27 protein-coding genes and 1 tRNA gene are annotated in these 26,518 nt (G+C 70.3%); 12 read left to right on the plus strand and 16 right to left on the minus strand.

Annotation, left to right across the window (positions count from 1 at the left end; translation table 11 throughout):
- Positions 1 to 81 precede the first annotated feature (81 nt).
- The 3 genes from AB0C82_RS15840 (at position 82) to AB0C82_RS15850 (ending at position 3,100) form a co-directional block, all read left to right on the plus strand.
- Positions 82 to 726: an HNH endonuclease family protein gene (locus tag AB0C82_RS15840; protein WP_362842070.1), complete on the plus strand. Its 645-nt coding sequence runs from the start codon at positions 82 to 84 to the stop codon at positions 724 to 726.
- A 121-nt stretch (positions 727 to 847) separates the two neighbouring features.
- Positions 848 to 2,533: an alkaline phosphatase D family protein gene (locus AB0C82_RS15845; RefSeq protein WP_362841419.1), complete on the plus strand. Its 1,686-nt coding sequence runs from the start codon at positions 848 to 850 to the stop codon at positions 2,531 to 2,533.
- 120 nt (positions 2,534 to 2,653) lie between these two features.
- On the plus strand, positions 2,654 to 3,100 hold the full coding sequence (locus tag AB0C82_RS15850; RefSeq protein ID WP_362841422.1) for a DoxX family protein: 447 nt from the start codon (positions 2,654 to 2,656) through the stop codon (positions 3,098 to 3,100).
- Between the two features lie 176 nt (positions 3,101 to 3,276).
- Here the strand turns inward: AB0C82_RS15850 and AB0C82_RS15855 are convergent, their stop codons facing one another.
- Positions 3,277 to 3,861 (minus strand): superoxide dismutase family protein, encoded by a 585-nt coding sequence (locus tag AB0C82_RS15855; protein WP_362841425.1) that lies wholly within the window; start codon positions 3,859 to 3,861, stop codon positions 3,277 to 3,279.
- A 191-nt stretch (positions 3,862 to 4,052) separates the two neighbouring features.
- Here AB0C82_RS15855 and AB0C82_RS15860 point away from each other — a divergent pair, with 191 nt between their 5' ends.
- Positions 4,053 to 4,706, plus strand: a complete 654-nt coding sequence (locus tag AB0C82_RS15860) for a VTT domain-containing protein (RefSeq protein WP_362841429.1) — start codon at positions 4,053 to 4,055, stop codon at positions 4,704 to 4,706.
- Between the two features lie 64 nt (positions 4,707 to 4,770).
- Here AB0C82_RS15860 and AB0C82_RS15865 read toward each other — a convergent pair whose 3' ends face one another.
- The 5 genes from AB0C82_RS15865 to AB0C82_RS15885 all read right to left on the minus strand — a co-directional run bounded on the left by AB0C82_RS15865 (position 4,771) and on the right by AB0C82_RS15885 (position 8,863).
- Entirely contained in the window at positions 4,771 to 4,995 is a 225-nt protein-coding gene (locus tag AB0C82_RS15865; protein WP_362841431.1) for a DUF2277 domain-containing protein, read from the minus strand.
- Positions 4,996 to 5,121: 126 nt separating this feature from the next.
- Positions 5,122 to 6,489: a DUF1254 domain-containing protein gene (locus tag AB0C82_RS15870; protein ID WP_362841434.1), complete on the minus strand. Its 1,368-nt coding sequence runs from the start codon at positions 6,487 to 6,489 to the stop codon at positions 5,122 to 5,124.
- Between the two features lie 207 nt (positions 6,490 to 6,696).
- Positions 6,697 to 8,040 (minus strand): DUF1254 domain-containing protein, encoded by a 1,344-nt coding sequence (locus AB0C82_RS15875; protein WP_362841437.1) that lies wholly within the window; start codon positions 8,038 to 8,040, stop codon positions 6,697 to 6,699.
- Between the two features lies 1 nt (position 8,041).
- Positions 8,042 to 8,479 carry a hypothetical protein gene (locus tag AB0C82_RS15880; RefSeq protein ID WP_362841439.1) on the minus strand — a complete coding sequence of 146 codons (438 nt, stop codon included), beginning with the start codon at positions 8,477 to 8,479 and terminating at the stop codon, positions 8,042 to 8,044.
- A gap of 162 nt (positions 8,480 to 8,641) precedes the next feature.
- Positions 8,642 to 8,863, minus strand: a complete 222-nt coding sequence (locus AB0C82_RS15885) for a hypothetical protein (protein ID WP_362841442.1) — start codon at positions 8,861 to 8,863, stop codon at positions 8,642 to 8,644.
- Positions 8,864 to 9,110: 247 nt separating this feature from the next.
- Between AB0C82_RS15885 and AB0C82_RS15890 the strand changes: the two genes are divergently transcribed.
- Entirely contained in the window at positions 9,111 to 9,251 is a 141-nt protein-coding gene (locus AB0C82_RS15890) for a hypothetical protein (RefSeq protein WP_362841445.1), read from the plus strand.
- On the opposite strand, the gene AB0C82_RS15895 is transcribed toward AB0C82_RS15890, so the two are convergent.
- Both AB0C82_RS15895 and AB0C82_RS15900 read right to left on the minus strand, forming a co-directional pair.
- On the minus strand, positions 9,252 to 9,398 hold the full coding sequence (locus tag AB0C82_RS15895; protein ID WP_362841447.1) for a hypothetical protein: 147 nt from the start codon (positions 9,396 to 9,398) through the stop codon (positions 9,252 to 9,254). It abuts the gene before it with no gap.
- 260 nt (positions 9,399 to 9,658) lie between these two features.
- Positions 9,659 to 10,255 carry an XRE family transcriptional regulator gene (locus AB0C82_RS15900; protein WP_362841450.1) on the minus strand — a complete coding sequence of 199 codons (597 nt, stop codon included), beginning with the start codon at positions 10,253 to 10,255 and terminating at the stop codon, positions 9,659 to 9,661.
- 89 nt (positions 10,256 to 10,344) lie between these two features.
- On the opposite strand from AB0C82_RS15900, the gene AB0C82_RS15905 reads away from it, so the two are divergent.
- Complete coding sequence (locus AB0C82_RS15905) at positions 10,345 to 11,766, plus strand: MFS transporter (protein ID WP_362841453.1); 1,422 nt, start codon at positions 10,345 to 10,347, stop codon at positions 11,764 to 11,766.
- Between the two features lie 113 nt (positions 11,767 to 11,879).
- Here AB0C82_RS15905 and AB0C82_RS15910 read toward each other — a convergent pair whose 3' ends face one another.
- Both AB0C82_RS15910 and AB0C82_RS15915 read right to left on the minus strand, forming a co-directional pair.
- The gene (locus tag AB0C82_RS15910; RefSeq protein WP_362841456.1) at positions 11,880 to 12,068 is read right to left on the minus strand and encodes a hypothetical protein; all 189 of its coding nucleotides are present in this window, start codon (positions 12,066 to 12,068) and stop codon (positions 11,880 to 11,882) included.
- 363 nt (positions 12,069 to 12,431) lie between these two features.
- Entirely contained in the window at positions 12,432 to 13,085 is a 654-nt protein-coding gene (locus AB0C82_RS15915; RefSeq protein WP_362841459.1) for a CGNR zinc finger domain-containing protein, read from the minus strand.
- Between the two features lie 90 nt (positions 13,086 to 13,175).
- Here AB0C82_RS15915 and AB0C82_RS15920 point away from each other — a divergent pair, with 90 nt between their 5' ends.
- Complete coding sequence (locus AB0C82_RS15920) at positions 13,176 to 13,958, plus strand: MBL fold metallo-hydrolase (protein WP_362841462.1); 783 nt, start codon at positions 13,176 to 13,178, stop codon at positions 13,956 to 13,958.
- Positions 13,959 to 14,047: 89 nt separating this feature from the next.
- Here the strand turns inward: AB0C82_RS15920 and AB0C82_RS15925 are convergent, their stop codons facing one another.
- Complete coding sequence (locus AB0C82_RS15925; RefSeq protein WP_362842073.1) at positions 14,048 to 15,031, minus strand: BtrH N-terminal domain-containing protein; 984 nt, start codon at positions 15,029 to 15,031, stop codon at positions 14,048 to 14,050.
- 258 nt (positions 15,032 to 15,289) lie between these two features.
- A complete protein-coding gene (locus AB0C82_RS15930) occupies positions 15,290 to 15,697 on the minus strand; it encodes a hypothetical protein (protein ID WP_362841464.1) in 408 nt (135 codons plus the stop codon).
- 926 nt (positions 15,698 to 16,623) lie between these two features.
- On the opposite strand from AB0C82_RS15930, the gene AB0C82_RS15935 reads away from it, so the two are divergent.
- Positions 16,624 to 17,712 (plus strand): hypothetical protein, encoded by a 1,089-nt coding sequence (locus AB0C82_RS15935; RefSeq protein WP_362841467.1) that lies wholly within the window; start codon positions 16,624 to 16,626, stop codon positions 17,710 to 17,712.
- Positions 17,713 to 18,473: 761 nt separating this feature from the next.
- On the opposite strand, the gene AB0C82_RS15940 is transcribed toward AB0C82_RS15935, so the two are convergent.
- Positions 18,474 to 18,548, minus strand: a tRNA-Val gene (locus AB0C82_RS15940).
- A gap of 260 nt (positions 18,549 to 18,808) precedes the next feature.
- Here AB0C82_RS15940 and AB0C82_RS15945 point away from each other — a divergent pair.
- From AB0C82_RS15945 to AB0C82_RS15960, 4 genes are all read left to right on the plus strand, one after another.
- Positions 18,809 to 19,585 carry a DUF4097 family beta strand repeat-containing protein gene (locus tag AB0C82_RS15945; protein WP_362841470.1) on the plus strand — a complete coding sequence of 259 codons (777 nt, stop codon included), beginning with the start codon at positions 18,809 to 18,811 and terminating at the stop codon, positions 19,583 to 19,585.
- Positions 19,586 to 19,656: 71 nt separating this feature from the next.
- Entirely contained in the window at positions 19,657 to 21,030 is a 1,374-nt protein-coding gene (locus tag AB0C82_RS15950; RefSeq protein ID WP_362841473.1) for a hypothetical protein, read from the plus strand.
- Between the two features lie 324 nt (positions 21,031 to 21,354).
- A complete protein-coding gene (locus AB0C82_RS15955) occupies positions 21,355 to 21,960 on the plus strand; it encodes a DUF4383 domain-containing protein (protein WP_362842076.1) in 606 nt (201 codons plus the stop codon).
- A gap of 63 nt (positions 21,961 to 22,023) precedes the next feature.
- On the plus strand, positions 22,024 to 22,245 hold the full coding sequence (locus AB0C82_RS15960) for a zinc ribbon domain-containing protein (protein ID WP_362841476.1): 222 nt from the start codon (positions 22,024 to 22,026) through the stop codon (positions 22,243 to 22,245).
- Positions 22,246 to 22,435: 190 nt separating this feature from the next.
- Here AB0C82_RS15960 and AB0C82_RS15965 read toward each other — a convergent pair whose 3' ends face one another.
- From AB0C82_RS15965 to AB0C82_RS15975, 3 genes are read right to left on the minus strand one after another with little or no spacing between them, the layout of a single operon-like run.
- Complete coding sequence (locus tag AB0C82_RS15965; protein WP_362841479.1) at positions 22,436 to 23,095, minus strand: class I SAM-dependent methyltransferase; 660 nt, start codon at positions 23,093 to 23,095, stop codon at positions 22,436 to 22,438.
- A gap of 55 nt (positions 23,096 to 23,150) precedes the next feature.
- Positions 23,151 to 23,960: an HAD family hydrolase gene (locus AB0C82_RS15970; protein ID WP_362842078.1), complete on the minus strand. Its 810-nt coding sequence runs from the start codon at positions 23,958 to 23,960 to the stop codon at positions 23,151 to 23,153.
- A gap of 14 nt (positions 23,961 to 23,974) precedes the next feature.
- The gene (locus AB0C82_RS15975; protein ID WP_362842081.1) at positions 23,975 to 26,488 is read right to left on the minus strand and encodes a phosphoribosyltransferase; all 2,514 of its coding nucleotides are present in this window, start codon (positions 26,486 to 26,488) and stop codon (positions 23,975 to 23,977) included.
- Between the last annotated feature and the right edge of the window lie 30 nt (positions 26,489 to 26,518).

Below are 26,518 nucleotides of genomic sequence, written 5' to 3' on the forward strand. Positions count from 1 at the left end.
CGCATCTCGTTCCCCGTCATCCTCCTGATCATCGCGGGCGGGCTGCCCCCCCCCAGAAGCCGCCACATCAAGGGAGTTCGCATGTCAGGTGTCTACGCGCGTCGCGTCGCGGTCATAGCCTCGGCCGCCGCCCTCGCCGCCACCACGGGTCTGCTCGGCGCACCGGCTGCCCAGGCCGCCATGCCCACCCCGGTCACCGCCTCCACCGCCCGTACGTATCTCAGCCAGCTCGCCGTCAGGACCGAGGGATCGTCGACGGGCTACAGCCGCGAGATGTTCCCGCACTGGATCACCCAGTCGGGCGCCTGCAACACGCGTGAGGTGGTCCTCAAGCGGGACGGCACCAACGTCCAGCAGGACTCCGCCTGCGCGGCGGTCAGCGGCAGCTGGTACTCCCCGTACGACGGCGCCACCTGGACCGCGGCCTCGGACGTGGACATCGACCACATGATCCCGCTCGCCGAGGCCTGGCGCTCCGGTGCGAGCAGCTGGTCCACCTCCCAGCGCCAGTCCTTCGCGAACGACCTGACACGCCCCCAGCTGATCGCGGTCACGGACAACGTGAACCAGTCCAAGAGCGACCAGGACCCCGGCGAGTGGCTGCCGTCGCGCACCGCCTACCGCTGCACGTACGCACGCGCCTGGGTGCACGTGAAGCACTACTACGGCCTGAGCGTGGACTCCACGGAGAAGAGCGCGCTCCAGTCGGTCCTGAACGGCTGCTGACCCGGCCCGGTCCCGGCCGCCGCTCCCCCGGCGCCGGAACCCGTGGCGCGGAACCCACCCGCTCCCCTCCGTCGTTCCGTACGGTACGAAGCCATCTGTCACGGCGACGCGAGGGGGCGGCATGGCCAGGCTGCGACTGGGACCACTACTGCGGTACGTCGACTGGGAGTCGGCCTCGTCGGCGACGGTCTGGGTCGAGGCGGACCGGCCCTGCACCGTGGAGGTCAGGTGCGCGGACGGGGCGTCCGGCTCGTCACCCACCTTCGCGGTCGTCGGGCATCACTACGCGCTGGTGGTCGTGACGGGCCTGACGCCGGGCACGACGACGGCGTACGAGGTGCTGCTCGGGGGCCGCCGGGTGTGGCCGCTCGACGACTCGCCCTTCCCCGCGAGCACGATCACCACGCCCACGCTCACGGCAGGAGAGACCCCGGCGCCGGTCCGGATCGCCTTCGGTTCCTGCCGCTGGGCGGCTCCGCCGGCCGCCGACCGCGACCCGGCGGGACCGGACGCGCTGGACACCCTCTCGGCCCGCCTGGCCGCCGACCCCGATGCCGCCAGGCCCGACGCGCTGCTGCTGCTCGGCGACCAGGTGTACGCCGACGAGACCTCGCCGGCGACCCGCCGCAGACTCGCCGCGCGCCGCGACCTGCGTGAGCCGCCGGGGGCGGAGGTCGCGGACTACGAGGAGTACACGTTCCTCTACGACGAGTCCTGGCGGGACCCGGAGGTCCGCTGGCTGCTGTCCACCGTCCCCAGTTGCATGATCTTCGACGACCACGACGTCATCGACGACTGGAACACCAGCGCCGCCTGGCTCGCGGAGATCCGCGCGACCCCCTGGTGGAACGAGCGGATCGTCAGCGGGCTGATGTCGTACTGGGTGTACCAGCACCTCGGCAACCTCTCCCCCGCCACGCTCGCCGCCGACCCCCTGTACGCGGCCGTGCGCGAGGTGCCGGACGGCACCGAACTCCTGCGCCGGTTCGCCGCCGGGACGGCGGACGAGCCCTCCCGCACCCGATGGAGCTACCGGCGTGTTTTCGGCCGAGTCCGGCTGCTGATGATGGACACCCGGGCGGCCCGTGTCCTCGACGAGGACCAGCGCGCGATGCTGAGCGAGGAGGAGGCCCGCTGGATGCGGGAAGAGGCCCTCGCCGAGCCGGGATCGTACGACCACCTCCTGATCGGCACCTCGCTGCCGTGGCTCCTGCCGCCCCTCGTCCACGAGGCCGAGACCTGGAACGCCGCGCTCTGCAGGGGCGAGCGCGGCGGGCCCGACGGGCGCTGGGCGCGCTTCGGCGAGAAGCTGCGCCGCGCCTGCGACCTGGAGCACTGGGCAGCTTTTCCCGGTTCGTTCCGCGGGCTGACGGAGCTCCTGAGGGAGGCGGGCAGCGGTCCGGACGCACCTGCGACGATTTGTGTGCTGTCGGGCGATGTGCACCACGCGTACATCGCGGAGCCCGAGTGGCCGGCGTCCGCACCCGGCGGCGCTCCCGGGGCGCACATCCTCCAGCTGACCTGCTCACCTCTGCACAACTCGATCCCGCGCCCCATCCGCGCCGGCTTCCGTTTCGGCTGGAGCCGGACTGGGCGGTGGCTCGGCGGACTCCTGGCGCGCCACGGGCGCACGGGGACTCCGCCGGTGAGTTGGCGGAAGACCGGCGGGCCATGGTTCGGCAATCAGCTGATGACGCTGACGCTGACTGGCCGGAAAGCTGCGCTGACATTGGTTCAGGCCAAGGGTGGTTCGCGTGACGCGCAGCTGGAGACCGTTCTCGACCGGAATCTGACGCCCGACGAATGAACGATTCCCAGCCATGACACAGAATGTTGAACTTGCAAGTAACAGTGAGGCTTGCCTAACCTGAGGCGCTCAGTCGGCAATCGGTGCACGTCCCCCACAGACCGAAGGAGCCCTCCCCCCATGTTCATACGCCTGAACAAGGCCCAGCCCTACGCCCTCGCGGCGTTCCGCGTCGTCGTCGGTTTCCTCTTCGCCTGCCACGGCGCCGCGTCGCTCTTCGGAGTGCTCGGCGGCGACAGCGTTCCCTCCGCCACCTGGCCCGGCTGGTACGCCGCGGTGATTCAGCTCGTCGGCGGCACCCTGGTCGCGCTCGGCCTCGGCACCCGGGTCGCGGCCTTCGTCGCCTCGGGCTCCATGGCGTACGCGTACTTCGAAGTCCACCAGCGCGAGGCCCTGTTCCCCCTGCAGAACGGCGGTGAGGCATCCGCGATGTTCTGCTGGGCCTTCCTGCTGATCGTCTTCACCGGCCCCGGCGCCCTGGCCGCCGACGGACTGTTCTCCTCACGCGGCGGCTCCGCGCACGACGCCGGGCGCCCGCGCGAGAAGGCGTCGGCCGTCACCGTCTGACCGCGTCGGCCCACCGTCCGGCCGTCGGCCGTCACGGTCTCACCGTCAGCCGTCACCGTCTGACCATAGGTCGAACGGTCCGCCGTTCCGCGCGCGTCCGGATCCCCGCCGCTCCGGGGATCCGGGCGCCCGCGCGTACGGGCGGAAGCCCGTCGGAAGCCAGGCGGAAGGCCGCCTCACACCGTCCCGTACGACCCGAACGGCACGGTGTAGCACGCCAGCCGGTCACCCGCGCCGCCCTGCCGGTCATGGATCACGACCGACCGCGCGCCGCCTTCCCGGAAGCCCCAGTCGTGCCGGGCCCGCGAGGAACCGTCACCCTCGGCGTCCGTGGCGAAGTCGAGCCACACCTCCCCGGCCGGGCCGGCAGGGCCCTCGGCCCTGTGCCGGTAGTGCGGTCCCGCCGACTTCGGATCGGCGCCGCAGGGCGAGGTGTGCACGTGCATCCCGTACGCGTGGTCCGGGAGCAGCCCCCGCAGCCGTGCCTCGACGACCGTTCCGGACCTGTCCGAGTGCTGGGTGATCTCGATCCGCGCCCCGGCCGGAACGCGCTCCATGTCGTACGTGACCGCGCTGGGGGCCACGAAAGCGTTCGGCGGCGCGAAGGACGCGTGCGACCGCGACCGGAACCCGTCACCGCCATGGCCGCCGCCCACACCGCCGGCACCGCTCGCCCCGCTCGCCCCACCGGCGAGCACCACCAGGGCGGCGGCGACCGCCACCGCTCCCGCCGCCCGCGCGGCCCTTCCCGCTGCCACCATGTCCTGCTCCCTGCTCCGTCGGCCCCCTCCTGCTGTCGTCACACCCCCTCCCCGAGGTGCACGTGAGCTGCACGACATCACCCACCCGAGGTGATGTCCAGGTGAACCGCGGGCGTACGCTGTACAGCTGGCCCTGCCGCCCCTGCCGCTCCCTGCGACGTCGCGGCGTTGACGCGAATCGGGGAGTAGAAGTGCTGGAGAGTGTGGGCGCGCTGACAGGCAGCCCATGGATCTACGCAGTGGTCGCCCTCTCGGTACTTCTGGACGTCTTCCTGCCCGTCCTCCCCAGCGGGGTCCTCGTGATCATGGCGGCCGCGGCCGCCGCCGCGGGGACGACGACGGTCGCGGCCGGGGAGGCGACCCGGCAGGTGCCGTCGCTCCTCGCGCTGATCCTGTGCGCGGCCACCGCATCGGTGCTCGGTGACCTCGTCGCGTACCGCCTCGCCTGGCGCGGCGGTGACCGGCTGGACCGGGCGATCGCCCGCTCGCGCCGCCTCACCACGGCGCAGGAACGTCTCGGCGCGGCCCTAAGCCGTGGCGGGGGCGCGCTGGTGGTCATCGCCCGGTTCGCCCCGGCGGGACGCTCCGTCGTGTCCCTCGGCGCGGGCGCCGCACACCGCAAGGTGAAGGAGTTCCTGCCCTGGTCGGCGCTGGCCGGTGTCGCCTGGGCCGGCTACAGCGTGAGCCTCGGCTACTTCGGCGGCCAGTGGATGGGCGCCACCTGGCTGGGCACCGCGGTCTCGGTCCTCAGCCTGTTCCTCGTGGGCGCGCTCGCGGCACTGGTCGTACGCCGCCCCTCGGCGGGGGCGAAGGCCCCGGCGCCCGCGGCTGCCACCGGCGCCTGACGGTGCGCCTGTCTCCCTGACGGCGCGCCCGTAGCCCCGGTCCGCGGGCGTTTCGCGGACCTGGCTAGCCCACCTTGGCGGCACCCCTTACCTCAAGGCTGTCGAGCAGCCGGTGAGTGGCCTGCGTGATCTCGTCGACGGCCCGGTCGAAGGCCTCACGGTTGTGCGCGGCGGGCGCGCGGAAGCCGGACACCTTGCGCACGTACTGGAGGGCGGCGGCCCGCATGTCCTCCTCGGTGGCCTCTTCCGGGAGGGCGGGTGGGCGAAGGGTCTTGATGCTGCGGCACATGAATCCAGTGTCCACCGGACCACTGACAACGGCAGGGCCGCACCGTCCGCCCACCGGTTACGTCGCCGGTCCCGGCGCCGCCTGCCCGCCTGTACCACCGCCGACGCGCAGCGCCCGGCCGCCGTATCACCGCCGGTCGGCCTCCACCCGCTCGATGGGAGGAATGACGTAGCTTCCGTCGAGTACGGCCTGCTCAGGGGTGTAGAGCCGGAGCATGGGCCGGAAGTCGCCCTCCGGCGCGGGCAGCCAGTTCGCCGCCTGCTCAGGATCCTCGGGGCGGGCCCTGGACAGGTACAGGGTGAGGGAGCCGTCGGCGGCGTACACGAGTCCGGGCGTGCGGTCGCCGACCGAGTAACGGCCCGCCGGATTCTCGACGAGGTAGTGGTCGGGGACGTCGTACATGGTCACCGACCAGAACCCCTTGACCGGCGGCCGCTCCGCGAAGCGCAGGACGTAGGAGTGGGCCCCGTTGAGCGGTCTGCCCTCGGAGTCCTGGAAGGTGTGCGCGTACACCGCCTCGTAGCCGTGGTTCCCCCACAGGCCGGTCCGCGCGGCCACCGCCCTGACCAGGTACGACGCCTCACGGTCTGCGATCTTCCACTCCGGCGCGTCGATCGTTCCGACGCCCGTGTGGTCGAGGTTGTAGTCGAAGAGGTGCGGATCGGCCTCCCAGGCTCCCCGCACCACCCCGTCCCCTTCGGGTGCGGGCCGGGTGGCCGCCTCCACCCGCGCCTTGCCGCGCGCGAGCCCCTCCTTCAGCGCCTGGACGAGCGTGGGACCTGCGGGAACGTACGGCGACGGCCCCTCCTCCAGAAGCCCGAGCGGCTGGAACCGGTCCTGGTACGCCTGGTCCTCGGCGGACGGCGGGAAGTCGGCCATCCAGACCCGGAGCTGTTCGAAGAACCACAGGTCCTCCGGAACGCCGGCGTCGGGCGTGGGCAGCCCGGTGCGGTGGGGAGCGGAATCGAGGTGGCTGAGCGTGAACTGCTGCTGGAGCGCCCGGACGCGGGGCAGGTCCTCGGGGCCCTCGCAGGCGTTGCGGCCCACCACCGTCACCAGGGAGGTCGGTGCGTCGACCACCCCGCTGACGCCGTCGGGCACGGTGCCCGCCCACCCGGGCGGCGCGATCAGCCAGTCACCCTTGCCCGTACCGGTCGCCCGGCGGCCGACGTACGCGAAGTTGTTGCTCCACACGTCCACGAACTGGAGCACGTAGTAGGCGCCCCCGGTGTCCGGCACGTGCAGTGTGATCGGGCCGCCGGACAGGTCGAGCTGGGCGACGGAGTAGACGGTGTCGTTGTTGACGGACACGAAGTGTGCGTCGGGAGCCGCCAGTTCGCCGGAGTGGGCGAACGTGTTGAAGGGGGCGGCGGGCAGCGCGCCGAAGCCCTTGTGCAGGAAGGCATCGACCATCGACAGATCGAAGACCAGCGGATAGCCGTAGACATAGGCCTCCGCGGCCAGCTCGACGAGTTCTTCGGGAGTCTCCACCACGGGTGTACCTCTCGTCTCGGTCGCTTCGTCGTCGTCGCTTCGTCGTCGCTTCGCGATCACTCGCCGTGCTCACGTCGCCGCGATCGCGTCGTAGTCAATTCTCCGCCGTCACGTCGTCATGGCCGCGTCGTCGCAGCCGCGCCGTCCGGCCGTTCCGTCGTCGCGTCCGCGTCGCCCGGGCCGTTTCGTCGTCACGGCCGCGGCGTCTCAGTCCCGTACGGCGAGCGCCGGCATGGACCAGCTGCCGTCCAGGACCGCGGCCTGCGGTCCGTAGACGCGCACGGCGACCGTGAAGGGGCCGTCGGGCGCGGGCAGCCAGTTCGCCGCCTGCTCCGGGTCCTGCGGCCTGTCCTTCCGTACATGGAGCGTCAGTCCGCCGTCCGGGTCGTAGACGAGTCCGGGGGTGCGGTCCCCGATCGAGTAGCGGTCGGCGGGATTGTCGACGAGGAGCCGTTCGGGCAGCCGGTACATGGTGGCCGACCAGAAGAAACGGGCCGGCGGCAGTTGCCCCGGCGGGAACCGGACGGTGTAGTCGCGGGCGGACGCGTCCGGCGGACGGTTGCCCCGGTCGTCGCTCAGCCATCCCGCGTACCAGGCTTCGTCGGACGGCAGCCCGTACAGCCCCTTGTCGGCGGCGACCGCACGGGTCAGATAGTCGTGGCCGTGCTCGGCGCGCGTACCGAACCAGCCGGTGGAGTCGGCGGCGTCCCTCTTCGCCGCCTCCAGCGTGGCCCGTGCGTCGACGATCCCCCGTTCCACCGCCGCCCGGATCTCCGGCTTCAGCGCGGAGGGCTCGAACTCTCCGCCGCCGTCGACACCCAGCGCGGCAAGCCGCTGACGCAGCTCGCGCTCGCTCTCCAGGACCGGGAAGAACCGCAGCAGGAAGTCGAGGAGCGTGAAGAACTCCGCGGTGCCCAGGTCCGCTTCGCGCCAGACCGGCCACACCGGTTCCTCGACGGGGTGGGGTGCGGCCGTGTCGAGGAACTCCGACAACGGCCGCAGCCGGTACTGCTCCTGGACGGCCCTCAGCGCGGTCACGTCGCCGGGCCCCGCCAGATACGTACGTCCGAGTACGCCCACGAGGAACGTGTCCGCGCGCAGCACCCCCGCGATCTTGTCCGGCACGTCACCGCGCCAGCCCGGCCCGGCCACCAGGTAGTCACCCGCCCCCTGGCCGGTCGTACGGGCACCGACGTACCCGACGTACGAGGTGTCCAGGTCATGGAACGGCAGGACGTAGTAACGGTCGACCGCGGGCACGGACACCACCCACGGTTCGGACCGCAGGTCGAGCCAGGCCCAGGAGTACGGGGTGTCGTTGTTCGGCGTCACCACATCCGTGTCAGCCGGGGTGGACGGCCGCGAGTAGTGCCGGAAACGGCCGAAACCACCGAGGGAGCGAGGATCATCCGGGTCGATGGCCTGCGGGTACATCGTGCGGTAGTTCTCCAGGAGCGGGTATCCCCAGACCCAGGCCGAGGCGGCGGTGTCACGCGCCGCCTCGGGCGTGAGAGGAGCCGCAGGGCGGCCCGCCGCATGGTCGGCGGCCACGTCAGGCGGCCGGCTTCGAGCGGTCGGTGCACAGGGCCCAGATCACGAAGACGTCGATGGCGATCGAGACGATGGCCCAGACAGGCTGGTACGGCAGCCAGATGAAGTTGGCGATGACGCTGAGCGAGGCGAGTCCGACGCCCGCACCGCGGGCCCAGTCGAAACCCTTCAGGATGCCCCAGCCGACGACCAGCAGGATCACGCCGAGAATGAGGTGGATCCAGCCCCAGGCGGTGACGTCGAACTCGAAGACGTAGTTGTTGACACGGGCGTACACGTCATCGGTTGCGATGCCCGAGATTCCCTTGAGGACGGAGAGGATGCCGTCCACGAGGAGCAGGACCCCGGCGAACATGGTTCCTCCGGCAGCCCATCCGCTGCCGCCGCTTCCCGCGCCCGTCCGCCGGGAGGTGCCGGGAGTGGGTGCTGACTGTGCCATGGGGACTCCTTCGCCGCGCAGGCTCACTGACCTGCGGTTCTGGCCCGCATCGACGTCCTGTGCGGACGTCCCGCAGATTCAGGACCGACGCTGCCCCCACCCCACGTGCCCAGCCACTCAGCGGCACCCGCACGGGTGAACGCGCTCACGCCCCGCGACGCCTCAGGGGCCACCCCAGGTGTCGAGGTCTCCACCACGCCACTCGATCAGCTCGGGCTGGTCGAGGTCGATCTCCTCGGCTCCGGCCGCGAACCCGGCCCGCCGCAGGAACGACGCCACGTCGCCGCGGCCGTGCGCCAGCCCCACAATCTGACCGTGCACGGTCACCCGCCGCCCTCCGGTGGCCGAGGGCGGATACACGATGACGGGCGGATGGCCTGGCATGTATCCACGGTGCGCCCGGCCGGCGCGGGACGCATCCCGGGGTGCGCGGGGGATCACCGTCAAGAGCGCAAACAGTCATACCCCTCGTAGGGGTAGACATGCGCACACTTCCGCCCATGGATGACGTATGCGAAGGCAGGCTCCCACGAGAGACCCCCTACGAACAGTGCGCAGGAGCAGCAGTCGGCGCGAGTCCCCGCCCATGAAGGAGGAAGCCACCATGCGGTGCGGCAAGTGCGGAGGCCGGATGAGCGAGAACGCCGGCGGATGGTGGACGTGCTGGGGCTGTGGCAACAGCCAGCCCGCGTGCCTGCGGGCCCACCGGCCGCCGGACCGCCCCGGTGTCTGCCGGGCGGACCGGGACCGGGGCGACCGGATCATCGATTGATCAGGAGTTCTCGGTGAAGGTCACCGACCAGGCGTACCCGCTGAGGCTGTCGTGCGGGACCCGCCGGACCTCTCTGACCTGGCATCCGTCGTGGGCGTACTTGAGCGCGAACCGGTCGAGACGCTGCGCGTCGGTGAGCTCCTCCATGGAGAGCGGCGCCCCGATGACGAGGTCCTCGTGGAGGACCGGATCGGATGCGGCGCCGTCTGAACATACGGCGCAATGATGCGTTCTGGGTAGGGCCATACGGCCAGTGTGCTCCTGTCCCGGCGGCCCGGGAGCCACCGAGCCGGCCAGGCACGCGGTGCGGGGCGGCTCGGACCGCTCGGAGACCCTGTCCGCGCGGAGCGCGCCGACCACGCCGGTCACTCCTCCGACTTCTGCGGGCAGCCTCCGGCACGGGTCGTTCACCGCGTAGGCGGCGCGCCCGCGGGTCGTGCGCGCACGACGGCCTGGTCGCCCCGCGGTCCGAAGAGGTGCAGGATCTCCACCGTGCCCGCGCCGGCCGGTCCGAACCAGTGAGGCTCTCCGGTGTCGAACTCGGCCAGCTCACCGGGGCGTAGGACGAATTCGTCCGCTCCGAGCATGAGGCGCAGCTCGCCCGCGAGTACGTAGAGCCACTCGTAGCCGTCGTGGGTCACCAGTTTCGGCTCGCGTGGAGCCAGCACCTGCTTGAACACCTGCACCCGTCCCGGGTACTGCGTGAGGGGTACGAGGGTGCTGCCGTGCGCCCTGCGCAGGGGCTTGAGGTGCACCCGGGGGTCACCGCTCGCCGGGGCGGCCACCAGCTGGTCGAGTGCGACGTGGTGCTCGCGCGCGAGGGGGATGAGCAGATCCAGGGTCGGGCGGCGCTTGCCCGACTCCAGCCGCGACAGGGTGCTGACCGAGATCCCGCAGGTAACCGCGAGGGCCTCCAGTGTGAGTCCGCGGTCGAGGCGCAGGGCGCGCAGCCGGGGTCCGATGCCGCCCAGGATCTGTTCCAGTTCAACGTCCACGGAGTCCATTTTGCAGTCTTCGCAAAATTGCTGGGCCGCTGCCACGGTGCGGCCGGAGTCTTGGCGGGCAGGTGACACCCGGACGTGAGAGGCAGACCGTGACGACTACGACCACGACGACTCCCCCTGTTCCACCGCCGCTCAGCGCGCGCGGACGCTGGACGGTACTGGCCGTCTGCTGTCTCAGCATGTTCCTGGTGGGCATGGACACCACGATCGTCAACGTGGGGCTGCCCGCGATCGGGCGCGGCCTGGATGTCGGGACACACGGCCTGGCGTGGACGGTCGACGCGTACACCCTCGTCCTGGCGAGTCTCCTGATCTCCTCCGGCGCGCTGGCGGACCGGTTCGGCCGACGACGGGTGTTCCGGCTCGGGCTGGTCGTCTTCGGAGCGGCGTCACTGGTCTGCGCGGTCGCGCCTTCGGTGGGCACCCTCGTCGCGGCCCGTGCCGTCCAGGGAATCGGCGCCTCGATGCTCAGCCCCGTGGCGCTGGCGATCGTGGTGAACGCGATGCCGAACCCCAAGGAGCGGGCCCAGGCGATCGGCATCTGGGCATCGGTGTTCGGCCTGAGCATGGCCGTCGGCCCCGTCACCGGCGGATTCCTGATCGAGGCGCTCGGCTGGCGCTCCATGTTCTGGATCAACGTGCCGGTCGTCGCGGCCGCCCTCGTGCTCACCGCCGTCTTCGTACCGGAGTCCCGCGCCCCCCGCGCACAGCGGCTGGACCTCCCGGGTCAGGCCCTGCTCACTCTGATCATCGGTCTCTCGGTCGGCGTCCTCATCGAAGGCCCGCGCGTGGGCTGGACATCACCTGCGGCACTGACCATGTACGGGTTCGCCGTGGCGGCGACTCTCACGTTCGTACGGTTCGAGTCCCGGCGACCCGAACCACTGATCGACCCGCGCCTCTTCCGGAACCCGGCCTTCACCGGCGCGGTCCTGGCCGCGGTGGCGGTCTTCGTGGCACTGAACGCGGCTCTGCTGCTGAACACCCTCTACCTGCAACTCGCCCGCGGCTGGACTCCGTTGTCCGCCGGACTGGCGACCCTGCCCATGGCCCTCGGAGCAACCGTCTGCGCACCGCTGTCCGGTCGCCTGGTCGGCCGCGTCGGGCCACGGCTGCCACTCGCCCTGGCAGGCGGTTTCATCACGGCCGGCGGACTCTGCCTGACCGGACTCACCCAGCGCACGAGCGCGCCCCTGCTCCTGCTGGCCTACCTGCTCATCGGCATCGGCTTCGGCTTCGCGAACGCCCCGATCACCACCACGGCGGTGAACTCGCTGCCTGCCGCCCGAGCGGGTGTGGCCGGCGGAATCACCTCCACCGCCCGGCAGTTCGGCGCCGCGCTGGGCATTGCCATCGCCGGCGCCCTGGTCACGGCAACCGCCCCCACAGAACTCGCCCACGCCTCCCGCCCGGGCTGGGCCCTGGTAGCAGCCTGCGGAGTACTGCTCTTCCTCTTCTCCCACGTCTCACGCCGAACGAAGCCCACCACGCGCTCGGCACCGGCGCGCTGAATTCGGTGCCGGTACGGTGAAGTCGGCGTCGGTACACGGGCGCGCGAGACCGGCACCGGGAGTTCGACGCCACATGTGCGGCGCCGACACGGCACCAGCACCGGCACCGGAGTTCATCGCTTCAGGGCCCGGTACCGCTTGAGAAGGGCGGTGATCCTCGCCCCGTCCGCGGCACCGTTCAGTTCGGCGAGGAGATCGTCGGGGCAGAGCTCGTAGTGATCACCCCACCACCGCCGCCCCGTGTTGTCCCAGATGCGATAGCCGCCCGGCACCCCTCCGGCCACGTACCGTCGCCTGCCCATCAGTTCCCCGTTTGCTCACGTCTCGGAAAAGCTCGTCCACATGAAGGCGTCCTTCCATGCATGTTCTCGAACGAGCGAGCTCGTGACGCTGTCATCGCGCAGGCGCACCTGACATACCCATCGCCCTCGGCCTCGCCCTCATCACGCTCGACGATCACGAAGGCACCCCGCCCGAGGTTTGCCACCAGGGCACTCACGTCATCACGGCCTGCCCGCCGCAGGGAACGGCCTCGGTCAGTTCGCGCTGTAGCCATGGGCAGATGATGACCTGGAGGTCTGACATCCGATCGCGGCGACGAGGCGACCGGGATTCGGGATCAGCGATCCCGGGGAGCCGAGAAGGAACTACCCCAGGCCGCCCGGTCATTCCGCCCCGGTCCCGGTCCCGCTGCGCCGGGCGTAGGCGCGGGCGGCGCGGGCGCGGTCTCCGCAGCGGGTGGAACACCAGTGGCGCCGGCCGTGGCGCACCAGGTAGCGATTGCACGGCGGCGAGCCGCAGGCGGTGAGGCGTTCCGCGTCGGGGCCGGTGAGGAGGTCGGCCGCGTCGGAGGCAAGGGCCGCCAGGGCGTGATCGAGGATCGCGGTGGTGGGGTGCGGGGTCACGCGGCGCGGGCCGCTCTTCTCGTCCCACTGCAGGAGCGGGGCCGTGGAGGTACGGGCCATCGCGTCGTTGACGGCGGCGACGGCGGCGGGAAGGGCGGGGAGCTCCGCGACGCGGGAGGCGAGCAGCGACCTGATCTGTTCGCGCATCGAGCGCAGCTGCGACGCGCACATGTCCCGCATACCGGCGTCGACGGGAGCGAGGCCGCGTTCCGTCAACCACTGGTTCGCCTGCGCGGGGCTACCCAGGAGGTCCAGCACATGCCCGCCGGGCAGCGAGACCGCGCTGTTGGCGAACGCCAGGGACGGGTGCTCCTCCTCGCCCGGCGCGGGGGGTACGGCCGCCCCTTCCCGCACCGACTCCGGCACCGACTCCTTCACTGACCCACTCACCGACTCCCTCACCGACTCCTTCATGTCCTCATGGTACGGCTTGCGCGTATCCGTGAGAAATGACTACAGTCATCTCACGGTTCGTTCGCCATCTATCCGTGAGGTGTCTTCGTCGTGTCTTCTCTTCCCGCAGCGTCCAACCAGTTCCCGGTCCGCGTTCTCGGCGGCCCGACCGCCCTCTTCGAGTACGGCGGCCTGCGCTTCCTGACCGACCCGACCTTCGACGGCCCCGGCGACTACCCCTCGGCCGGGCCTACCCTGACCAAGACCGAACCGTCCGTCGCCGGCCCCGCCGATCTCGGCCCCGTCGACGTCGTCCTGCTCTCGCACGACGAGCACGCAGACAACCTCGACCGCTCCGGACGCGAGCTGCTCGCCGACATACCGCTCACACTCACGACCCCCTCCGCAGCCCTGCGCCTGGGGGCCACGGGCCTGGCCGACTGGGAGTCCGTCGAGCTGAACCGCCCCGACGGCGGCACGGTCACCGTCACCGGAGTACCGGCGATCCACGGCCCCGGCGCCCGCGAGGAGATCGAACCGCTCTCCGGCCCGGTCGTCGGCTTCGTACTCACCGGCGAGGGCCTCCCCACCGTCTACGTCAGCGGCGACAACGCCTCACTCGACGCGGTCAAGGAGATCGCCGAGCGCTTCCCCGCGATCGACACCGCCCTCCTCTTCGCCGGAGCCCCTCGCTTCCCCGTGCTGTACGACGGCGGCCTCCTCGTCCTGGACAGCACGCAGGCCGCCGAGGCGGCCCAACTCCTCGACGCCCGCCGCGTGGTACCGGTCCACTACGACAGCTGGGCCCACTTCACCGAAGGCCACGACGAGCTGGCGACCGCCTTCACCTCCGCCGGCCTGGCCGACCGCCTGGACTGGGGCCACCGCGCCTGAACGAACGACCCGACCCCAGCACTCACACCGTTACCCCGATCCGATTCCGGCGCCGATTCCGCTCCGTCATGACCAGCAGGACCAGTTCCCTAGAGCTCGCTGAGTGACTGCATCGCATCGCGCTCGATGCGCGCGAGCTCGTGGAGGACGGAGCCGGCCCGCGCGAGGTTCTCCGCGTCGCCGGATTCGCCCGCTGCCGCCAGGAGTGCGGCCACCTGCGTCCAGAGGGTGGCGGCCTCGGCGTACAGACGGTGGCCTGTGCGCAGGTGGCTGCTGTCGATCAGCTGGGCGCACTCGGCGAGAAAGTCCCGGTAGAGATTGCGGAACAGGGCACCACCGGTGCCGGCTCTCTCCATGAGAAGGGCGGCCTGTGGCAGGTCCTCCCGCGGATTGTCACTGCGCTGCTGCCACTTCGGGACCAGCTTGGCGGTCTTCTCGATGCCCCGGTGGCCCAGGTTCGCGATGGGCGGGTTCAGGAAGGCGTCGGCGCAGGTCTTGATCGCGGGGATGATCCGGTCCTGTGGTGACGTCAGGCCGCCAGGCACGGTGAGGGTGAAGGAACGGTGTCTGGCGGTCATGGGTCCGCGCTCGGCCCTGGCCCTGGCCAGGGCGGCCAGGCTGGTGGTTACGGCTCCGCCCTGCGGGTCGGTGTCCACCAGGTAGGCGTCGCGTTCGTCGTAGCCGTACATGGCGACGACATGACCGCCGAAGTGCACCTTGGTACTGAAGTAGTCCAGGTGGTAGCTGTCGAGCTGAAGACCGACCGGCCGACCGGCGTCGATGGGTGCCGCCACGTTCTGCCATGCCTTGCGCGGGGAGGTGGTCTCCTCGATCACCAGCCCGAGCCCGAGTGCGGCAGCCAGATTCCTGGTGAGCTCGAAGGGCTTGACCCGGCCTCCGAGGAAGGGAAATCCCATCCCTTTACTGTCCCAGTAGATGAAGGAAAGCCCGGAGCCGAGCCCGAACAGCATGGGCTCGGACAAGTCGAGCCCTTCATGCCGCAGCAGCACACCCAGGGCTGTCGTCTCGCAGTGCTGCATACCGCGGGCGTCGATGTCCTTGGCCAGGGTCATGCGACTCATTCTGCTCCTTCACCCAGCGACAACAACGCAGACGGCGTGCCACATCACTGCTTCGCAGACCTGATCCGCCAGACAAGCCCTGCTCCACAGAGGGCAAGGACCGGCACCAAGCTCAGTACGCCGCAGAGCACCACGACGGGCAACGCCACCATTCCTGCCAGAGGCTCGACCGACGTCGCTCGCTCGAGGTCACACGCCGCCCTGCCGAACTCCCGTTCCGACAGCGGCTCTTCGACAGGTCAGGTCAGATCAGTTCCGATGGAACCGGTCAGGTCGGACCCGGTCAGCCAGCGCCACGTAAGCTCGCTCGATCTCGCCCAGATACTGCGTCAGATGGAAACGAGCCTCCTCGATGACCCCGCCATCGAGGCCCGGGTAAGCCAGGCCGGACCAGATCACCGTCGCACCCCGCAGCCGGACCTGGATGCCCAGCCTGTCCGGCCCCGGCTCGGGCTGCTCCTGCGCCGCCACATCAACCGCGCACAACATATCCGTCGGATAGAGCGGACCGCCGGGGCGGAGCAGCCAGTTCGGATCCAGACCTGCCATGCGGCTATCAGTGCGCGAGACCATGTCGAGGCCATCGACAAACAGGTACGTGTGCACGGCAGTACAGGCAGAGCGCCCAGGACACGCACTGATGAGCAACGTGCTCACCAGTCCTCCACTCGGCCCCTCGCCCCCCGGCTGCCCGCAGCTCCCGTGGGGACTTACGCGGCATCCGCTTGATGTGACGTCATAGAGCGACCGTACCGCCAACGCAGCACCCCGATCCGACTGTTCCGCACCCTCGATACCAGCAGGTTGACCGAATCGCCTGCCGCGTACGGACTCACCGCCCAAGACGACCAACCACCCACAATGCCGTTGTCAGTGCCAGCCCTTAGGGTCTCAAGCGCACGGTCGGCTTCCGGGGGTTCCAGCTCTGAAAAGAATGGTTGCATCCCCGGCCTGTCTGGGGGCGGCCCGGAGAATCGTCCGGGACCTAACCGACGGTCGGGCTTCGTCGATGACCAACAGACGACCTGCCAGAGCCGACCGTGCACCTTCAGGCCGGACCGGTCAACGACGTCATTCCGGTCTCCGCGGCCCCTGGAGGAGCGCTGCCGCAGGCCGGTCTCCGGCGGGCGTGCCGCCAGGAACGCTCGCGGCCACGCCCCGGCGTCCGGCTCCCAGTCGCACAGCTCGGGACGAGGCGACCAGACGCCGCGACTCGCACACCGCAGGATCACTGTGGGCAGAATGAAGCGCGCCCATTGATGTCAGAAGTGGATGTCAAAGGCCCCCAACCATGATCGGTTGGGGCCTTTGTGCTGGTGGGCGCGGACGGTTTCGAACTCCCGACATCTGCCTTTTAAGCCTGGCAGCGGCATCTGAGTCATCACCACAGCTCAGCCTGTCTGTGCTCTGCGACGGTTGTCACGAGCTGCGGACACCGTGGCGTTCTCCAAATTGACCGTTGCTGACCACTCGATCTGGCATGTATCTGGCACGCATGCTCGGAGCTCAACACGCCCCATGCCAAGCCAGTTCAGATGTCACCCGATCGTGCATCAGACCCGTTCGACGAACCAGCTTCGGTCATGAATCGCTTCCGAGCGACTGCGGGCGGTGAATACATAAGCGGCCAGCATGGAGGCTGGAACCAGCGCCAGGATGCTGACGTCTACCTGGCCATGAGTCTCAAGTCCCGCTTGGTGGCAGCGATCTCCGCCTTGCTGCTGACAACGTTCGCAGCTTCTGGCTGCGCGACTGATCCGCCTGTCGACACCGGGGAGTACCAGCCTCCCGCTCCGGGGAAGCGCGGTCTGCCGACAAAGCCTGGCCAGTCACCTCCGAGCAACAATGATGGCAAGGTCAAGGGTTTCGGCTCATACCAGCTACCGATCCTGCCACTCGCCTTCCGGGTGGACAACCACCTGAAGATCAGCGTCAGCGCGACCGGGAAGCTGGTTACCCCAATCGGCACGTTCGGGCTCGGGTTGACCGCGAGTGACGGCGAAAAGGCCCCACCCGCGCCAGGCGACAGCACTCAGTTGGCGATTTGTATCAAGGATGCTGGGCCGACACCGTGCACGCTCTACCGAATCGACACCGGCCGGAAATTGCGTGTCGCCATGGAGGGGAAGGTCGTCGGCATCGTCGAACGCAACAGGATCACTGTCGAAGCCAGCCCTGGAGCCAAGGTCAAAGTGGAGGATATCGACATTGAGCCGGAGAAAGGGCCCCTGGGGCCGGCCCGTGTGGACGTGGAAGAATTCCACTTCAGCGCCCAGTCAACCGATACCCAGGTCAGCTTCGAGTCGGAGCGGGGCGGCGCACCAGACCTTGCGTATGACCACCGTAGCGGCAACCTTCAGCCTGTCAGTCCGGCGCAGATTTCGAACATCAAGAAGTACGCCGAGAAGAAGAAGCCCATATTCGGAGAGGGAGGAATCTCCCTGGGCGACAAGGTTCCGGGAGAAGACGAGTGCTTCAAGTCCTTCGAACCACCGCCTGCGAAGACCGCCACTGGGAGAACGAAATTCACCGACGCCGATCTGAAGGCGGACACAATCATCGCCTGCTTTAAGACCGCTCAGGGAAACGTGGGCTACATGGTGATCGGACGTGATCGCGACACGAAGCCAGTGACGTACCACATCTACTCCCATACGTGGATCCGGGCCTGAATGCATGGGGTTCATTCAACCAATACGGCATTCCACCTGGTGGTCTGATCTGGTCGTGGACCTCAGCGGCAGGAGCGCGGTCGTTCAGGGACGGCTCAACAACGCCTCCGGGCGGGGCATCTGCCCTCGGCCCCGGGTGTCTCTGGCCACGCCAACCCTTCTGGCTGGGCCTGCTCATTCGGCCTCCGCATCCGAGGCGCTGCTCCGACGCTCCCCCATGAGTGAGGCCACCGCAACGCAAATGCGCTCTTGGCCTGCTGGGCATCACTGAGTTGAGAATCTCGGCGTTGCTCGATATATAGAGCTACGATCAGAGGCTGCACCATTCGTTGCACTTCTTGAGTGGCAGTGAGGAACGTGTTGTAAGTGTCTTGACGTCGTTCCCTCAACCAATGAGCGTGCTCGGTAGCCGCTTGATCTTGGACCTGTTGCCGGGCAGCCGTGGCCGCTGATTCGGCACCCAATCCTCGCCCCTCGCACGGCCGCGATTCCGCCGGTCAGTGTCCCGCCAAGGGCCCCCAACATGCCTGTTGGCCAGCTGCGGTTCCTTGGTCCATGCTCAAGCATCTAGCACAGTCGTGCGCGGTAAGGGCTCGCTTTACCTTGACTGGTTCCGCCAGCTTCCCCCTCAGCCGAACACTGACCCCAGCCGCATCTGGCACGTGGCACGCCGCCTCTCCCCGCCCCCGCGGCTGAGGAACGAACAAGGCCCAGGCTCCCGGTTCTGTACCGGTGACCTGGGCCTTTTCCGTGCTTCCTGCTGGTGGGCGCGGACGGTTTCGAACCGCCGACATCTGCTTTGTAAGAGCAGCGCTCTACCCCTGAGCTACGCACCCGTGGATGAAGGAACAGATTACATGGCTCACGGGCCCTCCTCGCAAACCGGTTCCCGTTCGGGCGGGCTCGTCCCCGGACTGCGGAGTCTCAGGGAGCGCCCCAGCGTGCACCGCGATCACGCGGAGCGGACGGAGCGTGCGCCGCGATGTCGTACGGGGGATATCCCCACCCCAAGACGGTAGCCGTCCGGATGCCTCCCGCAGGGCCGCAGTACATACGGTGAAGGCACACCGGCGGCACTACAGGGGGACCTACGACCATGACCTTGCGTACGCGCACACTCACCAGCGCCCTCGGCGCGACCGGCGGGGTTCTCGTCCTTGTTGCCGCGCTCAGTGGGTGCGGGAGCACCGATGTCGACGACGCTCCCGTCGAGCGGAAGTCGTTCGCGCTCGACGGGAAGGCTCTGACCATCGACTCCGAGAACTCCAGTGTCGAGCTCGTGCCTGCCGATGTGCGGCGGGTCGAGGTGACGCGGAGGTTCGACGGGTGGGTCGTGCTGGGGAACGGGCCCGACGCCGTCTGGGAGATGAGCGGCGGAGTTCTGCGGCTCCAGGTGAAGTGCGAGGCGATGATCAGCAACTGCGAAGCGCGCCACCAGGTGAAGGTGCCGCGCGGGGTGGCCGTGACCGTGCAGGGGGACAACGGGAGCGTCACCGCTTCCGGGTTCGATACGCGGCTCGATCTCACGTCCGACAACGGCGAGGTCGTCGTCCGGGACTCCAGCGGGCCGCTGACGCTGAACAGCGACAACGGTGCGGTCACGGCGGAGCGGGTCTCCGCCTCTTCCGTGAACGCCCGCGCGGACAACGGTTCCGTCCGGCTGATGTTCACCAGGGTGCCGACGCTGGTGGAGACCGTGAGCGACAACGGTGGGATCACCATCGAACTGCCCGGGGGCGACGACAGGTACGCCGTGAGCGCGGAGGCCGACAACGGGGAGGTCTCCGTGAAGGTGCCGCGCAGCGACGACAGTGCGCATGTGGTGCGGGCGCGCAGCGACAACGGCGAAGTCACCGTCCGAAGCGCGAACTAACCGGCCCGTGTGTTCGTCCTTACCTGGTGGGAGAATGAACCGGGCAGGGCGAAACGGCACGGGAGAGGGATGTGACGGCGACACACGCGCGGCCGCAGGCGAAAGCGGGTGGGGGTTCCGTCGTCCGGGATGTCCTGACACTGATGCTGTTGCCGGTCCCCCTGCTCGCCGCCGCGCTGCCGGCGGCCTTCGCGGGTGGCGGTGGTACGCGGCGTTGGTTCGGCGGGCGTGGTGGTGAGAGTCAGCGGGCCGACGCTCAGGCGGCGAAGGACGCCGCCGCAGCCGCCTTCTACGAGCTCGACACCGCTCAGCGCGATCTGCTGATCTCCATCGAGACGATCACCGCAGTGGACAGTTCACCCCGTGCCCGGCAGGCCGTCGAGGACTTCGCCGCGCTGGGGCGGCGGATCGACGAGGTGAGCCACGGGTACATCACCGCAGTCGACGCGCACGACCTCGACCGGCACGATCTGGAGCCCGCGGTCGCCGCCCACGCACTGACCGAACTGACGAAGGCGAAGGACGAGCTCGTACGGGTCAAGGGCGAGCTCGACCGGTTCACGCAAGGTCTCGGCCCGCTGCTCGGCAGCGCCGAGACACAGCTCGCGCGGCTCGCGCCCGCCGTGGAGCGCGCACGGCAGGCACTGCTCGCGGCGAGCAACGCCCTCGATGCCGTGCGTGCCTCCGGACTGCGCGCCGACGACCTCGCGGCGCGGCTGGCGGCTCTCGCGCCCGAGCTGACGAGGCTGAACCAGGGCGCCGGCCGGCACGGCGTGGCGGAAACCCTGCAGCGGGCCGACCAAGTGCTGCGTGACGCCGAGGCTGTACGGATCGAGGCGGACCGGCTTCCGGAGCGGGCAGCGGAGATCGACCGCCGTCTGGTGTCGCTCCGTACCCGCGCCCAGGCGCTGACGACGCGTGCCGGGTCGGTCGAGCCGGTGCTGAGCGAGCTGCGGCGCCGGTTCTCGGCCGCCTGCTGGCAGGACCTCCAGCCCGTTCCCGACCAGGCCGCTGTGAACATCCGGCAGGCCGAGGAGAAGATCGCGGAAGCCACGAAGGCCCGCGACGAGCAGCGCTGGGCCGATGCGACGGCCCAGCTGAGTACGGTCCGCGCCCTGCTGAACGCGACGGACGAGGCGGTGTCCGCCGCCGGCGACCGGCTGCAGCGGCTCGACGCCGTGGCGAAGGACCCGCAGCAGGAGATCCAGCGGACCCGCTTCGCGATCCGGGACGCCCAGAGGCTGGCGATGGCCGGGCGCAACACGCCTGATCCCCGTCACGCCCGTCCCCTGGACGACGCCGTGTCCCGGCTGGACCGGGCCGTCGCGGGGCTGGAGGGGCGCCACCCGGACTACTGGCACTTCCTGACCGAGACGGAGGCCGTACGCCGGTCGGTCGCCCGCGTGGTCTCGGACATCCGCGAGGAGCGCGGGGCCGGGGCCTGAGACCGGGGCTGGGCTGGGAGCAGGGCCGGGGCGCGGGGCACGATCGCGGGCTGAGGTCTGGGCGCGGGGCACGATCGCGGCCTGAGGCCGGGCCCGGGCCGTGAAGTCGCGGCCTGATGTCGAAGGAACGGCGGTTCCGGGTGCACGGTTCCGGGTGCACGGGTCCGGGGGCTTCCGTGCCGCACGTTTGTCTCCGGCCCCTCCTGGGCCGATCCTGGAAGCAGGCGGGCAGGGGCCGCCGCGCCTCGCCCGTACGCCACGTACGCGACGTACACGTACGCCACGCGTGTACGTCCGCGGCCGAGGGAGGCTCGTATGGCTCGTATGGCCCTTCACGCTCCTCGACTACGTCATGAGCCACCGCCGTCCGCCGGCCGGCACGGGCGGACCGTGCGGCTCGACGAGCACCTGCCGGTGGATCACCGGCTCAGCCAGGTCTACCGGATCGGGGCCGGGCTCACCGGGCTCCTCCTGCTCGCGTTCGGCATCCTCGGCCTCATCGACAAGATCGGTTTCTTCGACACCGGCGGCGACACCGTGGCGGGCCTCAGCACCAACGGCGCGCTCAGTGTCCTGTCCATCTGCGTCGGGCTGGTGCTCTTCGGCGGCATGGTGATCGGCGGCAATGTCGCCTCGACGATCAACATGGTCCTGGGAATCGCGTTCATCCTGAGCGGGTTCGTCAATCTCGCCCTGCTGGACTCCGACTACAACTTCCTCGCCTTCGAGATCCAGAACGTGCTGTTCAGCTTCGTCGTCGGCGTGATGCTGATGTTCTTCGGCATGTACGGAAGGGTCAGTGGCCGTCTTCCGTACGACAACCCGTACTGGCAGGCCCGTCATCCCGAGCACGCCGCCCGCCTGGAACGTCGTCGGCGGGCTCTCCAGATGCCCGAGGTACGGAGGCAGGGCGGCAGCGGCCCGGGGTGACGGCCGGGCGCCGGGCATGTACGCCGGGGTACGGGCGCCGGGCCGGGGCTCTACCCTGGGGCCATGCCTCGCTATGAGTACCGCTGCCGCCCCTGCGGCGACACGTTCGAAGTCAGCCGTCCGATGGCGGAGTCCTCCGCTCCCGCCACCTGCCCCGCCGGGCACGACGACACCGTGAAGCTGCTCTCCGCCGTCGCCGTCGGCGGCGCGGCCGGGTCCGCGCCCGCACCGGCCGCCGGCGGCGGGGGTGGAGGTGGCTGCTGCGGGGGCGGATGCTGCGGCTGACATCGCGGCCGGGGACGTGGCGCCGGCCCACACGGTCAACCGACGTGGGCGACGCACGCGGTCAACCCACGTGAGCGACCCACGCGGTCAACCCACGTGAGCGACGCACGCGGTCAACCCACATAAGCACCCCGCGAGCACCCTGCGGCCCATCTCCGCCCCCGCCCACGATCCCGGCTGAGCGGTCCGCTTACCTCCTGCGCGAGAGCGTCAGTCCGTCCGCGACCGTGAGCAGGACGCTGTCCATACGGGTGTCGGCGGCCACGTGGTCGTTGAACTCCTTGATCGCTGCCGCCGCCCCGGTCGCGCCCGGATCGACCACCGCGCCGTGGAAGAGCACGTTGTCCGTCACGACGAGCCCGCCCGGCCGCATCCGGGGCACCAGTTCCTCCCAGTACGGGATGTAGTTGCCCTTGTCCGCGTCCAGGTAGGCCAGATCGACGTGCGGTTCGGACGGCATCGCGCGCAGGGTGTCGAGTGCGGGCGCGATCCGCAGGTCGATGCGGTCCGCGACGCCGGCCTTCTCCCAGGCCTCCCGGCCCATGGCCGTCCACTCCTCGGAGATGTCGCAGGCGATCAGCACCCCGTCCGGCCCCAGCGCCTGGGCCATGGACAGCGCGGAGAACCCGGTGAAGGTGCCGACCTCCACGATGTGCCGGGCCCCCGTCAGCCGTACGAGGAAGGCGAGGAGCGGGCCCTGCTCCTGTGAGGACTGCATACCCGCGTGGTCGGGGAACCGGGCGTACGTCGTCTCCACGAGCTCACGCTGCACCGCGTCCAGCGGTGGGTTGTGCGCCAGCATGTACGCGTACAGGTCGTCCGTGATCCTGGTTTCGTTGCCCTTGCTCATGGCGCGTGCTTCCTCCTGGCGGGAACTCCGGACTGCTGGGGATCCACCGTCCCAGTCATCGACGCCGCTCCTCGCCCGCCGCCCCGATGAACCGGCGCAGGATCTCCTCGCCCGCCGCGACGCCCGTCTCGCCCAGCACCTCGACGTTCGGAGCGGTCCAGCCGCTGTCGGCCAGTTCGCCGTGGCCGGGGCGCCAGGAGCGGTCCGCCGCGACCAGGAGGTCGGCGTCGAGGAGCGAGTCACCGGCGGCGAGGGTCAGCGAGGCGCCGCAGCGGCGGGCGACCTCGTACATCGCGGCGCTCTTGGTGAGCGGCTTCGGAACGGCGTAGATCTTGCGGCCCTGGAGCGAGACCGTCCAGCCGCGGCCGTCCGCCCAGTCCGCCAGTTCCTTCACCCAGCCCTCGGGCAGCAGCGAACGTTCGACGACGAGATACGCGAAGAGGTCCTCGGCGATCCGTTCCTTGAGGAGCCAGGCGGGGTCGGCCGCGGCGACGAGGTGGGCCCTGACCTCGGCGAGGGAGGCGCACTCGTCGGCGAGCCGGGCCGCGACCTGCCGCTGCCAGTCGCGGTCGGAGACCCCGTCGACGAGGATGTGTCCGCCGTTGGCGCAGATGGCGTACCGCGCGGCGGGGCCGGGGAGATGGATGCGGTGGTACTGCTCGCGGGTGCGGGTGGTGGTGGGGACGAAGACCGTGCTGCCGCCCAGCGCTTCGAGCAGCGCCCCCGCCGTCTCGGTGACGTACGAGAGGGGCTTGTGCCCGTAGATCTCGACGCAGAGCAGCCGGGGGGCTTCCGCGTCGGGCATGGGCAGGCCGAGGGCCGCGGCCGAGTAGATGAGCGTGCGGTCGAGGTCGCTCGCGACCATGGTCACCTGTGCGCTCACTTGCCCGTCACCGCCTTGCCGTCCGCGCCGGTGGCGCCTCGGGTGAACCGTGGATGGATCAGGCCCACGCAGCTGTAGGGGAGGTCGTCGACCTCCTCGACCGGTACGCCTCGCTGTTCGGCGAGAAGTCGTACGTGGTCGAGGTCGGCGCCCGCTCCGCGGTGGGCGAGGATCTTCCACGGAACGCGGCGCAGCAGCACGCGTGTCGTCTCCCCGACCCCCGGCTTGACGAGGTTCACGTCATGGATGCCGTACTCCTCGCTGATCCTCTCGACGGCGGCCCAGCCCTCCCAGGTCGGGGCGCGGTCGGCTGCGAGGAGTTCCTTGACGTCGGCGTCCACCGTGTCCACGACCTCGGCGAAGCGGCCGGCGACCGTGTCGACGAAGTGGCCGGACACATCGGTGCCGGCGAGCTCCCGGTAGAACTTCGCCCCGTGGTAGTCGTCCGGGCCGACCAGGTCGGCGCGCAGGACCGTCCGCGAGATGAGGCCGGAGACCGTGGAGTTGAGGCAGGCGGAGGGGACGAGGAAGTCCTCGCGGGTGCCGTAGGTCCGGACGCAGCCGCCCGGGTCGGCGAGCACCGCGATCTCCGGGTCGAAGCCGTCGAAGTCCGCGAGGGCGGCGGCGAGTTCCCTGGTGATGGCGCCCTTGCCCGTCCAGCCGTCGACGAAGACGACGTCGGCCGGGTCGTGGTGGGCCGCCAGCCAGCGCAGGGCGTTGGCGTCGATGCCCCGGCCGCGCACGATGGACACGGCGTAGTGCGGCAGGTCGAGTCCGTAGCGGAACCGGGCCCAGCGGCGCATCAGTACGCCTACTGGAGTGCCGGCCCGGGCCAGGGAGACCAGGACGGGGCGGGGGGACCGTTCGGCGAGGACGGTCTCGGTGACGGTACCGACGGCCCGGGCCACGCGGGCGGCCGAGGTGTCGAGCGCGGCCTTGAAGAGGTCCTGGTACTGCGGCGACGGCTGGTACTCGACGGGGAGCGACTCGGCGTAGTGCGCGCCACCGCTCTGTATCGCTTCCTCGCGCTCCTCGATGGGCGCTTCCAGTGCGGTGTCCGAGAGGTCCTGGAGCAGCCAGCCGACGTCGTCGGCGGCGTAGGAGGAGAAGGCGGGGCCTCGGAGGGGCTCGGGCAGCACGGAGGGCTCCAGCCGTTCGGCGACGGGGGAAGGGACGGCACGGGACGGGGTGGCGAGGGTGCCGGAAGGGACGTACGAGGGGACGACGGCCAGCAGGACGTGGCCGGTGTGGGCCGCGAGCCGGGCCAGCAGGCCGTCGGGGGCGTGCAGGGCGGGTGTGTCCGCCGCGGAGTCCACGACGGCGAGCACGGCGTCGAATCCGGCGCCCGCGACGTTGTACGCGTACCGGTCACCTGGGCCGTCCGCAGGCTCGTCGTGGGCCGGGAAGACGAGTCGGCTGCGTATCGCGTACCCCGGGTCGTCCAGGGCGAGGACCGGGGAGCGGGTGGTCGTGGAGTACCGCACCTCGGCGGTGGAGACCTGTTCCAGGGCCGTGCCGAGGCGGAGCGGGGCGTACATCAGCTCCTCGAAGCCGAGGACGAGTACGCGCCGGGCGTCGCCCAGCGCGTCGTCAATACGGGCCGCCATGCCCGGCAGAGCCGCTTCCAGGGCCGCGCGGTGGGCCGGGGTGAAGCCGTGCCGTCCGCCGTCGGGAACGCCGGCCGGCCATGCCAGCTCGACCCGGGTGGCGGCTGGGGCGGAAGTCGTGGACCCGCCGCCCCTGGTCCCGGATGCGCCAGGCGCCTCGGCCTCCGACGCCTCCGCCCCGGACGCCGCCGCCTCCTGGGCCGCCACCAGGCTCTGTCCCCGTTCCAGCACGCCCTCCGGCAGGAGTACCGTCCCGGCGCTCCTGGCCACCAGGTCGACGCGGGCGCCGATCTCGTCGGCGAAGCCGGCCAGCCGCTCGCGGTCCGTGGCCGCGCGCATGTCCGCGAGCGCCACGATGACGTACCGCTCACGGGGGTACAGCTCGTGCAGGGCGCGGATCGTGTTGAGCACGGTGTTGCCCGTGGAGAACTCGTCGTCGACCAGCACCAGCGGCGCACCGGAGGGGACGGGCGACAGCAGGGCCGGATCCTCGGGCAGCAGCAGGTGCGAGGTGGCGTGCGAGTGCGACTCCTCGAAGCCGCCCGCCCGGGCAACGCCCTCGACGGGCCTGCGCGTGGAGTGGAGGTACGGCGCCACACCGAGCCCGTCCGCGACCGCGTGGCCGAGACCGGTCGCGGTTTCCGCGTACCCCACGACGACGGCCGTACGGGCGTCCGCCTCACCGAGGAGGTCGCGTACCCGCTCCCCCAGCTCGAAGCCCGCGCCGTAGACCACGGAAGGCTTCTGCGGCACGTGCTTGCCCAGCACGTTGGACACGAGCAGGTGCGCCCGCTTGGGGTTGCGGCGCAGGGCCAGACCCAGCAGGTCCCGGAGCTCCCCGTCGCCGACGAGCTCGACTCCCAGCCGCTCGGCGACCCAGCTGCCCGTCCACACCACGTCTATGTCTCTTCCCTCGTTGCGCGCTCGCTCATC

Origin of the sequence: Streptomyces sp. NPDC048560 (genome assembly GCF_040650955.1) — a bacterium.
Taxonomy (GTDB): Bacteria; Actinomycetota; Actinomycetes; order Streptomycetales; family Streptomycetaceae; genus Streptomyces.

What these genes read in the sequence shown, in the direction of transcription:
- AB0C82_RS15855 (WP_362841425.1), bottom strand. Translation starts at nt 3,861, where the DNA reads ATGGTGGCAGCGGGAAGGGCCGCGCGGGCGGCGGGAGCGGTGGCGGTC.
- AB0C82_RS15955 (WP_362842076.1), top strand. Translation starts at nt 21,355, where the DNA reads ATGGCCCTTCACGCTCCTCGACTACGTCATGAGCCACCGCCGTCCGCC.
- AB0C82_RS15850 (WP_362841422.1), top strand. Translation starts at nt 2,654, where the DNA reads ATGTTCATACGCCTGAACAAGGCCCAGCCCTACGCCCTCGCGGCGTTC.
- AB0C82_RS15965 (WP_362841479.1), bottom strand. Translation starts at nt 23,095, where the DNA reads ATGAGCAAGGGCAACGAAACCAGGATCACGGACGACCTGTACGCGTAC.
- AB0C82_RS15970 (WP_362842078.1), bottom strand. Translation starts at nt 23,960, where the DNA reads ATGGTCGCGAGCGACCTCGACCGCACGCTCATCTACTCGGCCGCGGCC.
- AB0C82_RS15865 (WP_362841431.1), bottom strand. Translation starts at nt 4,995, where the DNA reads ATGTGCCGCAGCATCAAGACCCTTCGCCCACCCGCCCTCCCGGAAGAG.
- AB0C82_RS15935 (WP_362841467.1), top strand. Translation starts at nt 16,624, where the DNA reads ATGAATCGCTTCCGAGCGACTGCGGGCGGTGAATACATAAGCGGCCAG.
- AB0C82_RS15890 (WP_362841445.1), top strand. Translation starts at nt 9,111, where the DNA reads ATGAGCGAGAACGCCGGCGGATGGTGGACGTGCTGGGGCTGTGGCAAC.
- AB0C82_RS15945 (WP_362841470.1), top strand. Translation starts at nt 18,809, where the DNA reads ATGACCTTGCGTACGCGCACACTCACCAGCGCCCTCGGCGCGACCGGC.
- AB0C82_RS15880 (WP_362841439.1), bottom strand. Translation starts at nt 8,479, where the DNA reads ATGGCACAGTCAGCACCCACTCCCGGCACCTCCCGGCGGACGGGCGCG.
- AB0C82_RS15915 (WP_362841459.1), bottom strand. Translation starts at nt 13,085, where the DNA reads ATGAAGGAGTCGGTGAGGGAGTCGGTGAGTGGGTCAGTGAAGGAGTCG.
- AB0C82_RS15960 (WP_362841476.1), top strand. Translation starts at nt 22,024, where the DNA reads ATGCCTCGCTATGAGTACCGCTGCCGCCCCTGCGGCGACACGTTCGAA.
- AB0C82_RS15840 (WP_362842070.1), top strand. Translation starts at nt 82, where the DNA reads ATGTCAGGTGTCTACGCGCGTCGCGTCGCGGTCATAGCCTCGGCCGCC.
- AB0C82_RS15895 (WP_362841447.1), bottom strand. Translation starts at nt 9,398, where the DNA reads ATGGAGGAGCTCACCGACGCGCAGCGTCTCGACCGGTTCGCGCTCAAG.
- AB0C82_RS15910 (WP_362841456.1), bottom strand. Translation starts at nt 12,068, where the DNA reads ATGGGCAGGCGACGGTACGTGGCCGGAGGGGTGCCGGGCGGCTATCGC.
- AB0C82_RS15885 (WP_362841442.1), bottom strand. Translation starts at nt 8,863, where the DNA reads ATGCCAGGCCATCCGCCCGTCATCGTGTATCCGCCCTCGGCCACCGGA.
- AB0C82_RS15845 (WP_362841419.1), top strand. Translation starts at nt 848, where the DNA reads ATGGCCAGGCTGCGACTGGGACCACTACTGCGGTACGTCGACTGGGAG.
- AB0C82_RS15925 (WP_362842073.1), bottom strand. Translation starts at nt 15,031, where the DNA reads ATGACCCTGGCCAAGGACATCGACGCCCGCGGTATGCAGCACTGCGAG.
- AB0C82_RS15900 (WP_362841450.1), bottom strand. Translation starts at nt 10,255, where the DNA reads ATGGACTCCGTGGACGTTGAACTGGAACAGATCCTGGGCGGCATCGGA.